An 18,647-nucleotide genomic window follows, 5' to 3' on the forward strand; every position below is an offset into this window, starting at 1 on the left:
CAATTGCGCTTACAGCAGGAAGCTGAGGAACAGGAACGTCAGCGGGTAGCAGCTGAACAATTGCGCTTACAACAGGAAGCCGACCAAGCGGCAGAACAAGAGCGTATCCGTTTAGCCGCAGAAGAGGAACATGAACGGATAGCTGAGCAAGAACGGTTACAACGGGAAGCCGACCAAGCGGCAGAACAAGAGCGTATCCGCTTAGCCGCAGAAGAGGAACGTCTCCAGGTAGCTGAGCAAGAACGGTTACAATGGGAAGCCGACCAAGCGGCAGAACAAGAACGCCTCCGCTTAGCCGCAGAAGAGGAACATGAACGGATAGCTGAGCAAGAACGGTTACAACGGGAAGCCGACCAAGCGGCAGAACAAGAACGTCAGCGCCAAGCAGCAGAACAATTGCGCTTACAGCAGGAAGCTGAAGAACAGGAGCGCCAGCGTGTAGGCGAACAGGCGCGTATCCAACGAGAAGCAGCCGAGCAAGAGCGTCAACGGGTAGCTGCAGAACAAGTAGCCGAACAAGAGCATTTGCAACGAGAAGCTGAACAAGCGGCCGAACCCGAATACACATCTCTATCATTAAAAGTTGCTAAGCCGGTTCAATTACCATCCATAGGCAGAACTTTTAGTATAGGTAAAGCCACACAACGCAATCGTCGCAAAAACAGTGATAAGTCTTTAGAGGAGATGCTGGAAGCTTCAAATGCGCCATCGATAATGGCTAGGCGTAATATGCAACAAGAAAAAAATAGACGCTTAGAGGAATTAATTTCCCAACAAGAAGTAAGCCCGAGCACTGAAGAGCAACAAGAACCGTCTCTTAAAAATAAATTATTCAAGCTTTTTTAAGAATTAACTTTTAACTAATAGTTGTAACCATGAAAAAATATTTCTTCTCCATTCTTTCTATTTTGATAATCATATCCCCTTACCTATATGCTTCAGATGAAGCTTCTTCAGCTGGGGTTTTCCCCCACCACAATGAACACTCTTCCTTCCTTTTTACAAAGGGTGAAAATGAAGAAAGGAAGCATGAGAGGGCACATGTACTAATTGATAAGGGAGAAAAGGAAAACAAAGGAAAGGGGGATCAAGTAGTGCCTTCTTCTCCCGCTAGAAAAATTCGACCCACGTTTCAACCAGTAACATTAAGCGTAAGAAAAGAAGTTGTCAATTATTTAGACAAGAAGGTAGCTATACCTACTAATTTTGAACTAATAATGTTATATAATGAATATTACCGTAATGGATTAAAAAAATCGCGTCAAAAAATGTATCAGGTAATGCAAAAAAGTGGCATTGAAGTCATTGAGAAATTAGACAACCAAGAGGAAAATACCTCGGCTATTTTTTACTCAAACAAATACAATATTTGTTTCTTTATAACGGAAGATATACGTCATTTTTTGATTTTTTCTCAGGAACTCCTTACTCAATCTTCCGAAAAAAGCACAGAACCAATATTAGTTAATAAATTCATAACAGATTTAACTGAGACCTTAAATACGCCTAGCATGGAACTTCTAAACACTCGGCACCATATGAAGTTTTTTGATATTGTAAAGCTTAAAAAGTTAGGTTTTGTCTCGCCTTTAAAATGTGTGTCTTACATTTATAATAAAAATGAAATTTTTTTTGAACTTATTAGTACAGAGATTGAAGAGTGTGAACAAAGATATAAAGAACATGATAATGAACAACTTTTTAACGAAGAATGTAATCTAATCTATAATGCTCTTATTGAGCAACAAACTTTTAAAGATATAATAAAAGAAGAATACCAAACAGACTTGGAGGCTCTTATTGATATTTATGACCTTATGCTTGGATGGGGAGACCTATCTAGATCTCTTTTATTAACTTGTCGCTTAGGAGCTTATAATAGTCAGCAGGATGGAAAAGAATTTTATGAGAACTTTATATTTCCATTTTTAGATAGTCTTTTTATGAATTTAAAGGACTATTACTTTAATTTTAATACTTTTTTTAATGACGAATTTAAATTAACGACTGAAGAATCTAAAAGATTTCATATAGTTAAGTATAATGTAGAGGGTGTAAATAAAACAGCAGGGTTTGCTCTCCGAGGGTTCAAACAAAAGCCTCAGCCTCAGAAAAGTGTTGCTCGTAAACACGAACATGGTTGCTTACTTATGTAAGAATACTGCTGGAATATATTTAGATTCATATATGAGGATCTGTATTCATACAATATTCTGTCAATAGGTCAATGATCGACTGATATTCCTTATCTGTTAGACGCGTGAGGGCCTCTACTTCCAATGCTGCGTTTCCATTTGAGCAAGCCGAGAGGCGGTTCTCTCAAAAGGAAGAGGGGATTTTGTTGGATCGTGGTAAAGCTTGTCGGGCCCTTCGGCTGCGTGGAGATAAAGCGTAATGCCCTCATCATAAAGACAATCAATCAATGTTATAAAACGGCGTGCACTATCTCGGTTGTCGGCTGTCATAAGCGGGACATTGACCAGATAAACTTCGTTAACTTGATGGGCGATCGCTTGATATTCAGCGGCTCCATACGGCACCTCACAGATATCTTTAAAGTCAACCCATAGAGTGGTTGGAGAGGCATCCGGAAATTGGATGGTTCGCTGTAAAATCGATAGGGTTAAGCCACTCTTACCCTGGATGTTAATTTTTTTAAGGAACTGTTCACGCAAATCCGCATAGGTTTTAATATTAAATGTATGAACGCTTTCAAGCTCTAAGCGACGATAATCCTTGCTATTTTGACTTTCCAGATGGATGACATCGAGATTATTTTTTAAAACCTTAATAAAGGGGGAAAATCGATCAAAGTGCAGGCCGTCTTTATATAAATCATCCGGTTTTATATTGGATGTCGTCACAAAATGAATCCCTTGAGCAAAGAGAGACTCAAAGAGTCGAGCCAAAATCATTGCATCAGCAATTTCGGTAACTTGAAATTCATCTAAGCAGATTAAATCATGGTCTTTACGCAGCTGTTTTGCTACCGCTAAAATATCACCCTTCTTTTGGCTTAAAAGTTGATGAATCTTTTGCATAAAAGATGTGAAGTGATACCGCCCTTTTTTATGAAGCGGGGTATTATTAAAAAATAGATCCATCAGATAAGTTTTGCCCCGTCCGACATCTCCCCAAATATAGCACCCTAAAAGAGGTGACGGTTGAAATAGAGAGGTAAAAAAACTGCGGGGTGGGCAGAAAATTTGCTGGATATGTTGTAAGACAATTTGGTGATTGGTATCAGGTTGCCATCCTTGAATCTCACAGTCTTGCTGGTAAATTTCCGCTAAGCTCATGCTTTCTCCACAAAGTTGATATAAGCAGTTTCATACTCTTTCACAATGGTCGGTAAGGAAAACTTTGTCTCAATTCGCCGGCGGGCTTGCCCTCCTAATGAGTGTAACGTGTCGGGATGCTCAATGATTTTTAAGATAGCCTGGGCTAACGCTTGGGGATCGTTGGGTGGAACAACAATTCCTGTCTCTCCCACCGCCAAGGCTGAATCTCCCACATCAGTCACGACGCAAGGAACACCACAGGCCATCGCTTCACCAACGACATTGGGAAACCCTTCTTGTAAGGAAGGAGAAACAAAAAGGTCAAGAGCCGGTAAGCAGTGTTCTGGATGGGTCAGTTGTCCTAATAATAGAACATGCTGTTGCAATTTATAGTGAGCAATGGTTTCTTGGAGCTGTGCGTTTTGATCATCGATTTGCTGTCCTGCCAAAATAAGCTTGGTCTGCGGATTTTTTTTATGAACAACGGCAAAAGCTTGGAGGAGATCTTTAAAGCCTTTGAGTTTATGAAACCTGGCAAAAAAGCCAATGGCAATATGGGTGTCCAAAAGCTGTAACCTTTGCCGATAGTCCAATCGAAAATCTGAATTTTCTTTAAATTTTTCGAGGTCAAATCCATTCGCAATTGTGATGGATTCTTTGGGTGTATATCCAATCAATTCATGCTGGTGGCGTGCCACAGTTGACACGTAAATAATTCCATCGGAAGAGGTGGATAAATAGCCCCCCAAGCGAATGATCCATTGGGTTAGACGGCGTTCAAAATTAAAATCATATAAACTGGCGCGAATCCCAAACAATAATTTTGCTGGGCATCGTTTATGAGCCAACCAAGCAAAAATATTACCATGATACATCCACCCCTGAATTAAATGCGGCGCAAATTGTCCACAGTCCTTTAAAAAACGCCACAGGCTGATTATCGCTAATACAGGTCTATTTAACTGATAGGTATAAACCTTTATCCCCAATGAGTCGAATTCAGGCTTTAGATCATCGATAGTCGTTAGGCAAAAAATCCGAGGCTCAAAGCGATTGCGATCAATTGAACTTAGTAGTTTCAAAAGCATTCTTTCCGCTCCGCCGCGGCCCAAACCCGTTATGATAAATGCCAGTTTAATCATTGAGTATCTTCAATTTGTTTGAGGGCCATACTCAACCAAACGGAAGCTACAGTTTTAAGGTGATGATCTTTGGGATCCTGTCGAGCTAAAAATCTCCTTAGGGAGTGCCAACTCCCTGTGTCGTTTTTTAGCTCGCAATTATCCTCAAATCTCATGCCTTAAATTCCTGCATCTTCAATTTGTTTGAGTATGAGTCTAACTCTATACTATATTAATGATAATAAAATAATAAGTGGATTAACAAGCTGTGTGTGGATTTTCTGGATTTTATCATAGTGCTGCGACTTATGATCGATTGGATGTACTGAAGGCCATGACTGGCTGTCTTGCGCATCGAGGACCTGATGGTGAGAGCCATTGGCTTGATGAGACAGGTATTTCCTTAGGCCATCGCCGTTTAGCCATTCTGGATCTTTCAGACAACGGTCGTCAGCCTATGCATAGTCATTCGGGCCGTCTGACCATTATTTTTAATGGTGAATGCTATAATTATCAAAAAATCCGTGCAGAATTAGACGCCGTTAGTCCCCGGCAATGGCGTGGCCAGAGTGATACAGAAGTTATTGTTGAAGCGATTGATTATTGGGGCCTTGACATAACGCTGAAAAAAATTATTGGTATGTTCGCTATTGCTGTATGGGATCACCATAAGCGCGAATTAATTTTGGCGCGCGATCGAATGGGTGAGAAACCTTTGTATTTCGGCTGGTCTAAAGGGGCTTTATTATTTGGAAGCGAATTAAAAGCTCTTAAAGCCCATCCTTGCTTTGAAGGCGGCTTGAATGCAGAGGCGGTCGATCAAATGATTCGCTATGGCTATGTGCCTTCCCATATGAGTATTTATCAAGCAATAACAAAATTAACACCAGGGACTTATTTGCGGTTTGCTCAGGCTGATCTAAAAGCCAATCGGATCCCTCAGGAGCATTTTTATTGGCAATTAAGCAAGGTTGCTACTCAGTCATCCCACCAACGCTCCGATCAAGAGGTTGTTGATGGGCTGGAAGCTTTGTTAACCGATGCGATTGGCCAACAAATGGTAGCAGATGTCCCCTTGGGGGCTTTTTTGTCGGGTGGTGTCGACTCTTCAACCATCGTGGCTTTGATGCAAAAGCAATCCGCCCGGCCCGTGCAAACATTTTCTATTGGGTTTAATGAAGCGGGATTTAATGAGGCAGAGTACGCCAAGGCAGTGGCACAACATTTAAAGACAGACCATACGGAACTCTATGTGACCAACCAAGATGCTCTAAATGTTATCCCCAACTTACCGTCAATTTATTGTGAACCCTTTGCTGATTCGTCGCAAATTCCCACTTATTTGGTGGCGCGCTTAGCCCGTCAGAAAGTGACGGTATCCTTATCGGGAGATGCGGGGGATGAGTTATTTGCCGGCTATAATCGTTATTTATTGGTTGAGAAAATTTGGAATAGCATTCGGTGGCTGCCCCAACCTCTCCGGCAATTGTTAGCTCAAATTCTGAAAATGATGCCTGTTCATGGGCTGAATAGATTGAGCCAAGCATCTCCCAAATTTCCGTCTCAATTGGGGGATAAATTGCAAAAAGCGGCGGAAATTTTGCCCTTAGATCATTTTGCCATTTATAACTCCTTAACAAGCCATTGGAAATCCAAGGATTTGGTTACCCACACCTCGAACGGTCGAGCCCCATTCTCATCCTCTATTGGCCAATCGAAAGGGGTGCCATCTTTTACTGAACAGATGATGTATCTGGATGCCTTAAGTTATTTACCGGATGATATTTTGGTTAAAGTCGATCGGGCAGCGATGGCGAATGGCCTTGAAACCAGAGTCCCTTTGTTGGATCATAGAGTGGTTGAATATGCTTGGTCTTTACCGTTATCTCAGAAATTACGTCAGGGCCAAACCAAATGGCCATTACGGCAGGTTTTGTATCGCCATGTACCAAAGGAAATGATTGAGCGACCCAAACAAGGTTTTGGTATTCCACTGGACCAGTGGTTGCGAGGGAGCTTAAAAGAATGGGCGAGTGACTTGTTATCGCCTGAAAGTCTGAATCAAAGTGACTATTTGAATGCCGATTTTGTTCAGACAAAGTGGCAAGAGCATTTGTCTGGGGGGCGAAATTGGCAATATGGTTTGTGGAATATTTTAATGTTCCAGGCATGGTTAAGGGAAAATAATTAACATGATTACTTATGTGACGCCATCGGCCATTCACCTTGCGGGCGAAACAGATCGTATTGTAGAGGTGTCTCTTTTTTGTGATGGCGCCTATGACATCAATCTGCCAGAAGAGATCCAAAATTGCCCCGTGCGATTGATCCATAATAATCGCAATCACGATGATTGGATTTTATTGTATTTATTAGTGGAAAAATTCGCTCACCGTCAGTGTCCTCTTCATTTGATGCTCCCTTATTTATCTTATGGACGCCAAACACCTGATTATCTGCAGACTCTTTTCAAACCCTTGAATCATACAGCTATACAACAAATCGCCACCTTTGATTTACATCAAGATCGTGATGGTATTATTAATCTTTCAACAGCCGCCCTGCTTGCAGCTGACATTAAAACACGTGGATTAGAGACAGCCCTTCTGATTTCCCCTGACCGAGGATCAATTAGCCGGGTAGAACGGCTGGCAACATTAACGGGGCAACAGGTTGTGGGCTTAGAGAAGGTTCGTTCTCATGACGGTGTAACGATTACATCATCCAGTGCTTTGTCTGCTGAGGGGAAATCCATTATTATTGATGATATGATTGATACAGGATCAACTCTTAAAGCGTGTATCCAGTATTTGCTCCGCCAAGGTTTCAAGGACGTCCATGTATATGCAACGCATGGTGTCTTGTCTTGGGGTATTGGAGAGTGGGCAGAGGACTTAGCAAGTCTAACTTTTATTAACACATTACCGGCGGTTAGCGGTAATGATACGGTCCGGTGGTTGGATATAAGAGGAGAATTGATTCATTATGCAAAATAAGCCGCCCCTTTCCACACTTTTAAAGTGGGGTTTGTGTCGTCGTTGTCCCGTTTGTGGAACCCCTGGTATGTTTCAAGGATATTTGAAAATCTCAGATCGATGTTCTACTTGCCATTTAGATTTTGATCAAATTCGCTCGGATGATGCGCCCGCTTATTTTACCATTGCTATTGTGGGGCATGTTTTACTGCCGATTATTTCTTATGTTGAATATCGTTATAGTCTCTCTTTAACAACCCATTTAATCGTTTGGCCGCCGCTCATTACAGGGATGACACTTGGATTATTGCCATATCTTAAAGGATTGATGATGGCTGTCATGTGGCTGGTCAAAGTCAAACCGAACGCTTAGTTTCCTAGATTTAAGCATGTTTTGATTACCTTTTTCATAAGAGTGGGAATAGGATAATCTTCAAAATTTTGGGGTTTGACTTTAAAGACATTCGACTGGTTAACATCTTTGGTAATAAAGGATTCAATAATTAAATGAAAATGGGTAAAAGTATGTTTGATTGTTTTCGGAATTTTAATCCACTCTGGCTCAACGGAGGGCAGTGAAGAAGGATCATCCACCCACTCAGAGGTTGGCAGTCCTACCATATTAGCCAGTACCCCTGTTTCTGGGCGTCGCTTTAAAGATACAAATCCTTCCTCATCTTGGCACCAGAAGGCGTAAGCATAGCGGGTGGGTTTAAACGGCTTTGGCTTGGAGAAGGGAATGAGATGTTGCTGATTTGTTTTATGGCTTTGACAGTGGGATGCTAAAGGGCATTCGCCACAAAGCGGATTTTTGGGTTTACAAACAGTGGCCCCTAAATCCATTAAGCCTTGAGCAAAATCCCCCGCCCGAGTCGGTTTCAAGGGGGTGACCAAGTTAAAAATACTATTTTTTAAATCGGGTAGTGGTGTCTTCATAGCCAGAAGTCTTGCTATAACACGCGTGATATTCCCGTCGACCGGAATAAGAGGGCAGTCATAAGCAATGGCGGCAATAGAGGCCGCCGTGTAAGATCCAATGCCTGGTAATCTAATAAGCTCATTTGGGGCTTGGGGGATGGCACCCCCATGCTGTTGCGCTATCATTGCTATACAGGCATGCAGATTACGGGCACGACTATAATACCCCAGTCCTTGCCATTGATGATACAGCTCCTCTTGGTCCGCCTGTGCGAGGTCTTGTAAGGTGGGCCAGCGAGCTATAAAACGATTAAAATAATCAATGACCGTTACGACAGTGGTCTGTTGCAACATCACTTCGCTGAGTAAAACATAATAAGGGTTTGGCTGCTTACCGGGAAGGGCCCGCCATGGCAGCTGGCGTTGATAGGTGTCATACCATTGGAGTAAACGGCTATGAACTGCCTGGAATTTACTCTTTTCCACTGATAACCTTTACTTTGTCAGCTAAAGCCGCCGGAATTGTCATCTTGAGATGATCTAAGGTGGGTGTGTTGACAACAATCTCGGAGGCTATGTTATGGGTGACAGGATATAGTGAGGTTGGTTGGCCCGATAAAATGCCAGCCACAACCTCAGCTGTTTTTATGCCCATCGCTAAACGATCATAAGCAACTGCAGCCATGGCCCCATCTTTAACCGATTCGGAGTCATTGGCGAATAAGGGGATTTGATTTTGTAAAGCTATATGAGCGACGGATGCTGCCGCTGCCATGGTTGTATTGTCATTGGGGAAAAACAAAGCATCCACTTTACCGAGAAGGCTTCTCGTTACCTCGGCCGCTTCTGCTGTTGAACTAACTGTACCGCGAACAAAGGTAATACCGCGAGCGTTCGCTTCTTTTTCCATCGATTGCAAAAAGGCGACAGAATTTGCTTCGGATGGATTAAAAAGGACCCCCAATTTTTTAAGATGAGGCACAAAGGCCGTTATCATTTCCAATTGAGGTTCAGCGGGCATAAAGTCACTAATGCCTGTTACGCCGTCATCTGTGCGAGTATAAGAGGGGACAAGTTTGGCTGCTATGGGATCTGTTACAGCTGAAAATATAAGGGGGATCTTAGCTTCTTGAGCAGGCTTCATCAAAAGCTGAGCACTGGTTGTCGACAAAGCCACAATAACAGCGGGTTTTAGAGCAATAAATTTCTTCGTAATTTGGGCTGAGATTGCTGTATTACCATTGGCATTATCATAAATAATTTTAACGGTTTTACCATCTACGTACCCTTGTTTCTCCAGACCCTTGACAAGACCGGTTCTGACTGTATCCAATGTCTTATGGCTGATAATTTGTGTAATTGCCACAATGGGCAAATCATGTGAACGGTTAGGATTGAAAAATTTAAATACAATAAAAGTTGATGCGGCTAGGACCGCACCATAACGAATCAATTTAGACATTCGGTTTCTCTAGGATGATTTATCTTCTGTTTGTTCATCAGACAGCTCATCCAATTCTCCCAGCATGTTTGCTGAAGCAAGGGACAAATAGCTGCCGATATGTTTGCCATCAATTATTATTTGTGGAACAGTCCGCTTCCCTGTCAGCTGCTCCATTTCATCAATAAGTTTTTTATTACCTTGAACGCTAATCTCTTTAAAGGGAATATTGCGTTCTTTTAGGATTTCTTTAGCGCTGGTACACCAGCTACACTGATCAGAAGAATAGACGACAACCTCATGCTTTTTTTTAGCAGGCGCTTCTTGCGCGGGCGTGTCGAGCTTTTTTGCGTTGGTTGCTGCTAAAACGGCGGTTGACATTACTAAGACTGATAGAATAAACTTTTTCATGGCCACGCATCCTTATAAATAACCCTATAAACATAGATTAATCCTTTGGTGATTGCAATAAAAGAGCAAATTAAAAAGGTTTATCACCTAGCGCTCAATATTTTACTTCCACCTCGCTGTTCAGGGTGTGGCAATCCCACAATTGGCATCCATATATTTTGTGGAAAATGTTGGTCCAAGGTTCACTTTATTCAAAAGCCCTGTTGCCATCACTGTGGGATGCCTATGCCCTATGATATAGGTTCCCCTACCTGTGTCACCTGTTTAACTGTCGCACCTCCTTTTGAGGCGGGGCGATCAGCCACCCGTTACGACGGCATGGTCAGAGATATTATTTTAAAGCTTAAACACTGCGATGCAACCTATTTACCGCCCAGTTTGGCCGGCTGGATGGCCCAAGCCGGACAAGATTTTTGGGACAAGACGGATTATATCATTCCCGTCCCTCTGCATCGATGGCGGTTGATGCGACGTCGTTATAATCAAGCAACTCTGTTAGCCAGAGCTTTAAGTCAACGGCTTAACCTTCCTCTTTTAACAAATATTCTCATCCGTTCCAAATTGACAGAGTCTCAGGGACGTAAGACGCGTCAGGAACGCCGTAAAAACGTCCAAGCTGCATTTGCCATACAGGATCCTAAGGGGTTATTGACGGGTAAGCATATTGCTCTAATTGATGATGTATGGACTACAGGCGCTACGCTAGAGGCTTGTACGACAGCTTTAAAAAAGGGGGGTGTTGAAAAAGTTTATGTATTAACGTTGAGTCGCGTCGTGAAAGAGTAAGACTTATAAATAAATTCTTAAAGGAGAAGAAATATGGTCAATATCGTTATCTATACAACTCGCGTCTGTCCTTACTGTGTTAAGGCTAAGTCATTGCTAACAAGAAAGGGGATAGAATTTCAAGAAATTGATGTTTCTGATGATGACTCACTCCGTGTTTCTATGATTGCCAAAGCAGGGGGGCGCAGAACGGTACCCCAAATTTTTATCGGGGAAACCCATGTTGGGGGCTGTGATGATCTGTATGCCTTAGAGGCCGCTGGTCAATTGGATGCATTATTGTGTTCTGTAAAGTGACGTTGGGTGAGATTTAAAACTTATGGTTATTAAAAAAGCCCCCAGTTGGGGGCTTTCTTTTTTAAAATCAGCAACCGACTAGAAGTGGTAGCTAACTTTTGCTAGAACTGCGTGTGAATCTTGCTTAAGCTCACTTTTGCTACCATCAGCATACTTCCAAGTGCGCTTTTTCTCAAATGCATAACGATATTCTACACCTGCAGAGATATTTGCTGCAACTTTAGCTTTAATTCCGGCGCCTATTACTGGTGCTAACCTTGTTTTCTCTAATTTGTAGATAACACTATTGTCGTCAGTATCTAAAGCTTTAAGTTTCTTATGATATGCGCGAACCCCAACTAATCCATAAACGGCTGCATTGTTACAAATATTATATCCAAGACGTGCATTAAGTTCAGAAGACCAGGTATACTTAAGTGTTTCCTTAATTCCTTCTTCTTGATCCGTATGTGTTTTCTTACCACTGAAAAGCATGGCATCTAGCCCTAGACCCCAATAGAAAGCATTAGGAGCAGAACGATCATAATCAAAATGAATTCCATAAGTACCAAATGTTTTATTTAGTTTTTCTTTTTGAGTAGTTCCATTATCTTTATGATTCCATCTATTTTGGGAAGAAAAAGAACCAGCAGTTATACCAGCTGAGTAACCATTAAAGACAGCAGCTTGGGATGCTGATAGAGTTGCGGCAGCAACAACAGCAGAAGCGATAATTTTTTTCATTTTATAAATCCTTAATTTGATTTGATAAATTAATTTTACACTCAGACATTTAGCATGCTATTCTTCAAATCAACTAAAAAAACTATCACTGCAAAATAATAACTTAAATTTGTGTGTTTTTGAAAGCACATGAATTTTACTAAAATTATTCTTATACGGGGCGGTCTATACAATGATTAGTATGGTCGTGACCTTTTCTAGAATCATAAAATATTTAGATTTCGTCAAGTTTGTTAAAGTAAAAATCCAATTGTTGTAAGATTCTTTCAAAAATAAAAGGGGGATCTTTAATTATGACAGATAATTATAAAGGATACCGTATTCCTAAAAGTGTTATCAGCTTTGTTGTTCGCTACTATTACTGTTAAAAATCAACTTAAGAGATTTAAGCGAAATGCTTCAGGATAGAGGCTTATCTGTCACTTACCAAACTATTCGAAATTGGTGTCAAATTTGGGGACCTGTTTATGCCAGAGGTATTTGTCAGAAAAGAGGATCAGTTTTTAAAGGCAAATGGCATATTGATGAGGTTAAGGTAAAAGGAGATGTCTTTTGGATTTGTCTCGCTATTGGTATGATTCTATTAATCTATACGCTTCTTCAACCGTTGTTATTATAAAATTTTGAATTGAAATTACTTTTAGTTTCTAAATGCAATGAACTCATATTAAGTTCTTGAAATTTCAATAGACACAATTTATATATCCAATAGTATCCCAAATTCTTTAAAAAAAAATAATAATAATTAAAGAGTGATACACATGAAAAAAATTACACTAAGCCTTTTAATAGCTACCTGTTTTATGGCCTCCTCTGAGGCGAGGACCCCATGGCAAGCTGTATGCGGCCATCAAATCATCCCATCTATTTTCGAGGAGCCCATGGGGAATTTTTCACAAAATAAGATCGGCGTTGTTGATAATGGTTTTATTGAGGATCACCCGCTTCTTAAAGATCGATTAGATAAAGGGTGGAATGGTCGCGATAGGAATCATAATATCAGTGCTTCTATTGTGGGCGATCTTCAACATCATGAAAGAGGGAAAACATGTTCTCATGGAACCCATGTAGCTGGGATTGTTGCTCAGTTGGTACCATATATTGATATTGTTCCAGTTAAGCGTGGTGCTTCTGCAAATCGCTCCGTTGATTCTGATAAAGCAGCCCTTGAGTATTTGTTAACCCGCGAGGATGTAAAAATTGTCAACCTTTCTTTTGGGATTAAATGGGATCGGCTTGGATATAGTATTATAAAATTAGCTGAGCAAGGTAAACTGATTGTGATTGCTGCAGGAAATTCTGCTAAGCCACTTAAACATCCGACCTTAATTAGGCTTCTAGCAGATCCAAGGCTCCACAACCGGGTGATTTTAGTGGGAGCTACAGAAAAAATCCCTCGGGAAAAGCTAGCCTCTTACAGTAATAAATCAACCCCATCAGTGGAGTCAGCTTTTATTGAGGTGCCAGGTACAAAAATTACTTCTTCAGTTCCCTATGATAGTGATCGGACAGGGATGAAAGAACTCAGCGGCACCTCTATGGCGGCAACAATTCTTGCTGCAGCAGTCGGAAGACTAATGACTGAGTTTGGTGTTTCTGTTGATGAAGTGCGTCAAGTGTTATTCGACACAGCTATTAAGCATAGCAATTGGAAATACTATACGGCCAATACTGGACAAGGGATTATGAATTTTGTGGCTGCGCGTAATGAATTTAAAAAGCGTGCTGTTGCAAAAGCCAAGTCTCAAGCTATGGACGTTTCCATTGATCAACCAGTAGCTGGGTTGAAAACATCCAAGCGTCGGGTTAATACTGGTAAGCAAGGACTTAATATTGCAACAACAGTCGTTAAAACAGGTGCAGCTGTTACTGGTACAGCTTACAACTTTGGCAAGAAAGCTGTAACCAAAGTTATACCTGCTCGTTCTAATTCTAGCCACTCTTAATTTATAATTATCTTTTGTAGGGGCAAATAGTTGGTCAACGGCTTCGTCAAGTTGTTGAATTCTATAGCATGACCTTTAATACGTTTTGGGTCTATAAAACAAAAAAGACTTTCACGTTTTGACCAAACCGCATCAGTTAAAATGTTAAGCCCCTGATTTGTATTAAGAATGTTACATGGTCTACAAAGCTAATGCGAATGTCATTTCCCCTTACAAAGTGTGGGCAATAATCTGATGGCTTATTTAAGGCTTTATTAGGCCAATGATCGGTTTATCTTTTCAAATATCAACACAATACTTTACGTAGCGAATGTTTCTTATTGGAGCCATTTATATTAAGGAAAATTTCCCCTTAAAATATGGCGATTTAGCCCCTTTGTAGTAAGGATCTAAATTTAGCAATTTTCTAATCATTTATTTACCTTAGTCATATTTGATCCAGTTTTAATTTTTTGCTTAATTGAGATCCCCGCTCGCGCTATGCATGTCGAGAAAAAGACCGCCACCCTCCCATAAGAAAAAGTTAAATTAAGTCCTTGTTAATGACTTTGGCTCAAACTAAGAGTTAAGGAGTATGGGGCATGAAAAAATTAAATCATAAACAAGCAAGTATATGGGCAAGCGGTATTGTACTTTTGTTGGGCCTGTCTTTCCTTATTTTCAGTAACCCTAAAGAAGCGCCTAAACCTTCGCCATTAGTTAAAGTCGCGTCCGTCAAACGCCAAGATATGACGGAGCACCTCAATTTGATAGGGAGTGTTACCGCGTCGGAATCCGTTGCTATAAGGTCGCGGTTAGATTCCCAAATTGTTGAGGTTTTTATCAAAGATGGGGCGGTCGTCAAAAAGGGCGATCGTTTATTTCAGTTGGACGATCGCGATCTTAAGGCCCAGCTTCAGGAATCCGAAGCCAATTTGCAAAGCAATCAAGCAGAAGTTATCCGATCAGAAAAAAAATATAACCGCGATGCAGAACTGGCAAAGCGGGGGGTTGCTGCTAAAGAGCAGTTGGATCAATCGACCCAATCCTATCAAGCGGCTGGGGCAGCGCTGAAGGCAACCCAAGCAAAAATTGTCCAACTTAAAACTCAAATTGATTATGGGGATATCCGCTCGCCAATTGATGGCGTGGCGGGGACAATTTCGATTACGGAGGGAAATTTAGTAAAGGCAAATGATACCCCTTCCTTGGTGGTTATCAATAAAGTTGATCCTATTTATGTGGATATTGCTTTACCTCAACGATATTTTTCTATGGTGCAATCAAACTTTAAAAATATCAGCGTCGATATTAGAAACAGCGAAGGTAAGTCACTCAAGGTCGGCTCTATCGCCGCGATCCAGAATACCATTGATGTTGATGCTCGGACAATTACGCTGAGGGCAAAGCTTGACAATGCCGATCATAAGCTGTGGCCCGGAATGTTTGTGGATGTGCTGTTGGGAGTGCGTAAAATTAATAAAGCTTTGGTAGTACCCCTAAAGGCACTCATGGTCACGCAAAAAGGCAGCCAAGTTTACCAAGTTGTTAAGGATAAAGTTGTTTTAAAACCTGTAACAATCAACTTTTCCACCCCAAGCGAGGCTGTCGTGGATGCTGATTTAGAAGCAGATGATCAAGTTATTGTCGAAGGTGGGTTTAATGTAAAAGTCGATGCAAGCGTTATAATTACAAAGGACAACACCCCATGAACGTATCGGAATTCTGTATTCGTCGTCCCGTTTTTACAACCCTGTTAATGCTGTCCTTCTTAGTTTTAGGAATCGCTGGCCATCAAAAATTAGCCATTAGCGCCTTGCCAAATGTGGATTTCCCCACAATACAAGTTACAGCAACACTACCGGGGGCTAGTCCCGCAAGCATGGCGGCAACTGTTGCCACACCCTTAGAACGGGAATTTGCCACCATTGCTGGGATTGATAATATGACCTCAACCAGTGTCACGGGGTCAACGAGTATCACCCTTCAATTTCGACTGGATCGTAGCATTGATGGGGCTGCCTTAGATGTTCAAACCGCTATTGCATCGGCTCAAGCCTATTTGCCTGTGGAAATGACAACCCCGCCGAAATTACGGAAAGTGAATCCAGCGGATCAGCCGATTTTCTTTATTGCTGTTTCATCGGATGTGATCCCCATGACGCAGTTATCTGAATATGCAGATACATTAATGGGGCAACGCATTTCAATGTTGAACGGTGTATCTCAGGTTAACATCTATGGTCAACAGAAACGGGCTATTCGAGTGCGCATTAATCCCGAACTCTTGGCTGGCCGCAATCTAACACTGGCCGATATTGCAAAGTCAGTCCAAGATTCTACGTCCATCACACCGCCTGGGGTGATCATGGGAAAAGAGCAGACATATAATGTTGAAATCGTTGATCAGCCGGCCCTGGCGGATCAATTTAATTCTATGATTATCTCCCACACGGCAAGTGGCGGTAATGTAAAATTATCTGATATTGGCGAGGCTGTCGAAGGCGCGGAAGATGACAGATCTGAGGGTTACTCCGATGGGCGTTCAGTCGTTACTCTGGCGATTCAGCGCCAACCCGGTAGTAATACTGTTGAAGTGGTGGATGCAATTAAGCAGCTGCTGCCTAAGTTTTCTGAGATTGTGCCGGCGTCTGTCCAACTTACTCCCTTGTTTGATCGCTCCGTTTCTATTCGGGATTCTATTCATGATGTTCAAGTTACAATTTTCATTGCTATTGTTCTTGTCATTTTAGTTATTTTTCTTTTCTTAAGGCAAATGTCTGCCACCCTTATTCCAGCTTTGGCTTTGCCTTTTTCCTTAATTGCAACCTTTGGCGGGATGGCGGCTCTTGGCTATTCTCTCAATAATGTTTCTTTGTTAGCAATGGCTTTGTCGGTTGGCTATGTGGTTGATGATGCTATTGTTATGCTCGAAAACATTATTCGATACCGTGAAAAGGGTTTGTCAGCTCAAGAAGCAGCTTTAGTAGGCGCGAAAGAAATTGGATTTACCATTCTATCTATTACATTTTCATTAATCGCAGTTTTCATTCCCATTCTCTTTATGTCGGGGATTATCGGTCGTTTATTTCAAGAATTTGCCGTGACAATCAGTCTGGCAATTTTAATCTCAGGCGTTGTTTCTTTAACCTTAACGCCGATGTTATGTCAGTATATGAGCTTTAAAGAAGGCGGTAAATCCTATAAATGGACCGCCTGGTTTCAGCGGTTTTTTGAGAAAACCCAAGGGATGTATGCTCGTACCTTATATACTGTTTTAGGATATAGATTTATAGCTTTAGTTGTTGCCTTTGCCACAATGGTTCTAACAATTTTATTACTAGTCTATGCGCCCAAAGGGTTCTTTCCGCTAGAAGATAATGGCCTTATTCTGGCCCAAACTGAGGCTAATCAAGATATTTCTTTTGAAGCAATGGTGGCTACCCAAACTAAATTAGCCAAAGTCATTGAACAGAACCCTCTCGTCAGTAAGCTGACGTCCAGGGTCGGAGGGCGAGCAGGCTCGATAAATCAGGGTGTTCTGGTGATTGGTCTAAAGCCCCAAAAAGAACGGCCAAAAATGCCAGAGGTTTTGCGATTGTTGCGGCAGGATATAGCCAAAGTCCCGGGTATTAATGCATATATGCAGCCTGTTCAGAATATTAATGTGGGGGGACGGTTATCAAAAGGCCTTTATCAATATACGCTGCAAGGGATTGATTATAACGAGCTTAATCAGTGGGCTGAGAAATTAATGACAGAAATTAGCAAAATTGATGGCGTGATTGAGCTGTCGACCGACCAACAATTGGGCAGTTTGCAAATCTCGGTTGAGATGCTTCGAGACAAAGCGGAATTTCAAGGAATTACTTATGCGGATTTACGCAAAGAACTTTATTATGCCTTTGGCACAGCCCAAGTGGGAACAATTTACACCCAAAGTAATAACTTTAAAGTTATTCTAGAGGTCAGCAAATCTTATCAAAAATCAATCGATGACCTTAAAGATTTGTATGCCCGCACCGCAAGCGGTAAATTAATTGAAATTGATTCCATCGCTAATTTAAAAACAGAACCAGCCCCTTTGTCTATTAATCATCAAGGACAACTTCCCGCCGTAACCTTATCTTTTAATTTGAAAGAAGGGGCTTCTCTTGGAACTGTGACCGATCAAATTAAGGCGATTGAAAAAAGGATGGTCTTGCCGGCGACCATAATCCCGTCTTTTCAGGGAACAGCCCAAGTTTTCCAAAGTTCCATGGCCGGCATGGGATGGCTTTTAATTTTATCAATTTTAGTTATGTATATTATTTTGGGTATGTTGTATGAAAACTTCATCCATCCTATTACTATTTTATCAGGCTTACCTTCAGCCGTTATTGGGGCAATTCTAGCTGTTCTCATGATGGGGATGAACCTGGACATGATTGCCTTTATTGGAATCATTATGCTGATTGGAATTGTGAAGAAGAATGGCATCATGATGGTTGATTTTGCGATTACAGCTCAACGAGAAGGCATGTCGGCAGAAAAAGCCATTTATGAGGCGTGCTTAGTGCGATTTCGGCCAATTATGATGACAACGTTATCGGCTTTACTAGGGGTTCTGCCCATTGCTTTTGCCATGGGGGCGGGGGCTGAATTGCGCCAACCTTTAGGAATAGCGGTGGTTGGCGGACTCTTTACTTCGCAGATTTTAACTCTGTATATTACGCCGGTGATCTATCTATACCTGAATCGATTTGTGCGAAATATTTAATATACTCGTT

Annotated in this window: 17 protein-coding genes; 11 read left to right on the forward strand and 6 right to left on the reverse strand. The window is 41.5% G+C overall.

Going from position 1 to position 18,647, the window contains the following annotated elements; translation table 11 throughout:
* Window positions 1-3 precede the first annotated feature (3 nt).
* Complete coding sequence (locus ID47_RS12090; protein ID WP_051908837.1) at window positions 4-846, forward strand: hypothetical protein; 843 nt, start codon at window positions 4-6, stop codon at window positions 844-846.
* A 29-nt stretch (window positions 847-875) separates the two neighbouring features.
* Entirely contained in the window at window positions 876-2,156 is a 1,281-nt protein-coding gene (locus ID47_RS10170) for a hypothetical protein (RefSeq protein ID WP_038466202.1), read from the forward strand.
* Window positions 2,157-2,270: 114 nt separating this feature from the next.
* Here ID47_RS10170 and zapE read toward each other — a convergent pair whose 3' ends face one another.
* Together zapE and ID47_RS10180 are read right to left on the reverse strand one after the other, a co-directional pair.
* Complete coding sequence (zapE, locus tag ID47_RS10175; protein ID WP_051908838.1) at window positions 2,271-3,299, reverse strand: cell division protein ZapE; 1,029 nt, start codon at window positions 3,297-3,299, stop codon at window positions 2,271-2,273.
* On the reverse strand, window positions 3,296-4,423 hold the full coding sequence (locus tag ID47_RS10180) for a glycosyltransferase (RefSeq protein ID WP_038466205.1): 1,128 nt from the start codon (window positions 4,421-4,423) through the stop codon (window positions 3,296-3,298). The genes zapE and ID47_RS10180 overlap by 4 nt, the downstream gene beginning before the upstream one ends.
* A 247-nt stretch (window positions 4,424-4,670) precedes the next feature.
* On the opposite strand from ID47_RS10180, the gene asnB reads away from it, so the two are divergent.
* From asnB to ID47_RS10195, 3 genes are read left to right on the forward strand one after another with little or no spacing between them, the layout of a single operon-like run.
* Window positions 4,671-6,593, forward strand: coding sequence for an asparagine synthase (glutamine-hydrolyzing) (asnB, locus tag ID47_RS10185; RefSeq protein WP_038466209.1), 1,923 nt, complete (start codon window positions 4,671-4,673; stop codon window positions 6,591-6,593).
* A gap of 1 nt (window position 6,594) precedes the next feature.
* Window positions 6,595-7,398, forward strand: coding sequence for a phosphoribosyltransferase family protein (locus ID47_RS10190; protein ID WP_038466211.1), 804 nt, complete (start codon window positions 6,595-6,597; stop codon window positions 7,396-7,398).
* The gene (locus tag ID47_RS10195) at window positions 7,388-7,750 is read left to right on the forward strand and encodes a DUF983 domain-containing protein (protein WP_051908839.1); all 363 of its coding nucleotides are present in this window, start codon (window positions 7,388-7,390) and stop codon (window positions 7,748-7,750) included. The genes ID47_RS10190 and ID47_RS10195 overlap by 11 nt, the downstream gene beginning before the upstream one ends.
* Here ID47_RS10195 and ID47_RS10200 read toward each other — a convergent pair.
* The 3 genes from ID47_RS10200 to ID47_RS10210 are packed head-to-tail and all read right to left on the reverse strand — an operon-like array spanning window position 7,747 to window position 10,147.
* Window positions 7,747-8,781: an A/G-specific adenine glycosylase gene (locus tag ID47_RS10200; RefSeq protein WP_038466213.1), complete on the reverse strand. Its 1,035-nt coding sequence runs from the start codon at window positions 8,779-8,781 to the stop codon at window positions 7,747-7,749. The two genes, ID47_RS10195 and ID47_RS10200, sit on opposite strands and share 4 nt — an antisense overlap.
* Complete coding sequence (locus tag ID47_RS10205) at window positions 8,768-9,757, reverse strand: ABC transporter substrate-binding protein (protein WP_051908840.1); 990 nt, start codon at window positions 9,755-9,757, stop codon at window positions 8,768-8,770. Before ID47_RS10205 ends, ID47_RS10200 begins: the two co-directional genes overlap by 14 nt.
* A gap of 9 nt (window positions 9,758-9,766) precedes the next feature.
* Complete coding sequence (locus ID47_RS10210; RefSeq protein WP_051908841.1) at window positions 9,767-10,147, reverse strand: glutaredoxin family protein; 381 nt, start codon at window positions 10,145-10,147, stop codon at window positions 9,767-9,769.
* A gap of 48 nt (window positions 10,148-10,195) precedes the next feature.
* Between ID47_RS10210 and ID47_RS10215 the strand changes: the two genes are divergently transcribed.
* On the forward strand, window positions 10,196-10,933 hold the full coding sequence (locus ID47_RS10215) for a ComF family protein (RefSeq protein ID WP_051908842.1): 738 nt from the start codon (window positions 10,196-10,198) through the stop codon (window positions 10,931-10,933).
* A 33-nt stretch (window positions 10,934-10,966) separates the two neighbouring features.
* Complete coding sequence (gene grxC, locus ID47_RS10220; protein ID WP_038466216.1) at window positions 10,967-11,230, forward strand: glutaredoxin 3; 264 nt, start codon at window positions 10,967-10,969, stop codon at window positions 11,228-11,230.
* Window positions 11,231-11,308: 78 nt separating this feature from the next.
* Here grxC and ID47_RS10225 read toward each other — a convergent pair whose 3' ends face one another.
* Complete coding sequence (locus ID47_RS10225) at window positions 11,309-11,953, reverse strand: outer membrane protein (RefSeq protein ID WP_038466219.1); 645 nt, start codon at window positions 11,951-11,953, stop codon at window positions 11,309-11,311.
* 394 nt (window positions 11,954-12,347) lie between these two features.
* On the opposite strand from ID47_RS10225, the gene ID47_RS10230 reads away from it, so the two are divergent.
* The 4 genes from ID47_RS10230 (at window position 12,348) to ID47_RS10245 (ending at window position 18,637) form a co-directional block, all read left to right on the forward strand.
* Window positions 12,348-12,572, forward strand: a complete 225-nt coding sequence (locus tag ID47_RS10230; RefSeq protein WP_038466221.1) for an IS6 family transposase — start codon at window positions 12,348-12,350, stop codon at window positions 12,570-12,572.
* A 142-nt stretch (window positions 12,573-12,714) separates the two neighbouring features.
* A complete protein-coding gene (locus ID47_RS10235) occupies window positions 12,715-13,899 on the forward strand; it encodes a S8 family peptidase (protein ID WP_038466223.1) in 1,185 nt (394 codons plus the stop codon).
* Window positions 13,900-14,480: 581 nt separating this feature from the next.
* Entirely contained in the window at window positions 14,481-15,590 is a 1,110-nt protein-coding gene (locus ID47_RS10240) for an efflux RND transporter periplasmic adaptor subunit (RefSeq protein ID WP_038466226.1), read from the forward strand.
* Window positions 15,587-18,637, forward strand: a complete 3,051-nt coding sequence (locus tag ID47_RS10245; RefSeq protein WP_038466228.1) for an efflux RND transporter permease subunit — start codon at window positions 15,587-15,589, stop codon at window positions 18,635-18,637. The genes ID47_RS10240 and ID47_RS10245 overlap by 4 nt, the downstream gene beginning before the upstream one ends.
* The last annotated feature ends 10 nt before the right edge of the window (window positions 18,638-18,647 follow it).

The sequence above is a fragment of the Candidatus Paracaedibacter acanthamoebae genome (assembly GCF_000742835.1).
Taxonomy (GTDB): Bacteria; Pseudomonadota; Alphaproteobacteria; order Paracaedibacterales; family Paracaedibacteraceae; genus Paracaedibacter; species Paracaedibacter acanthamoebae.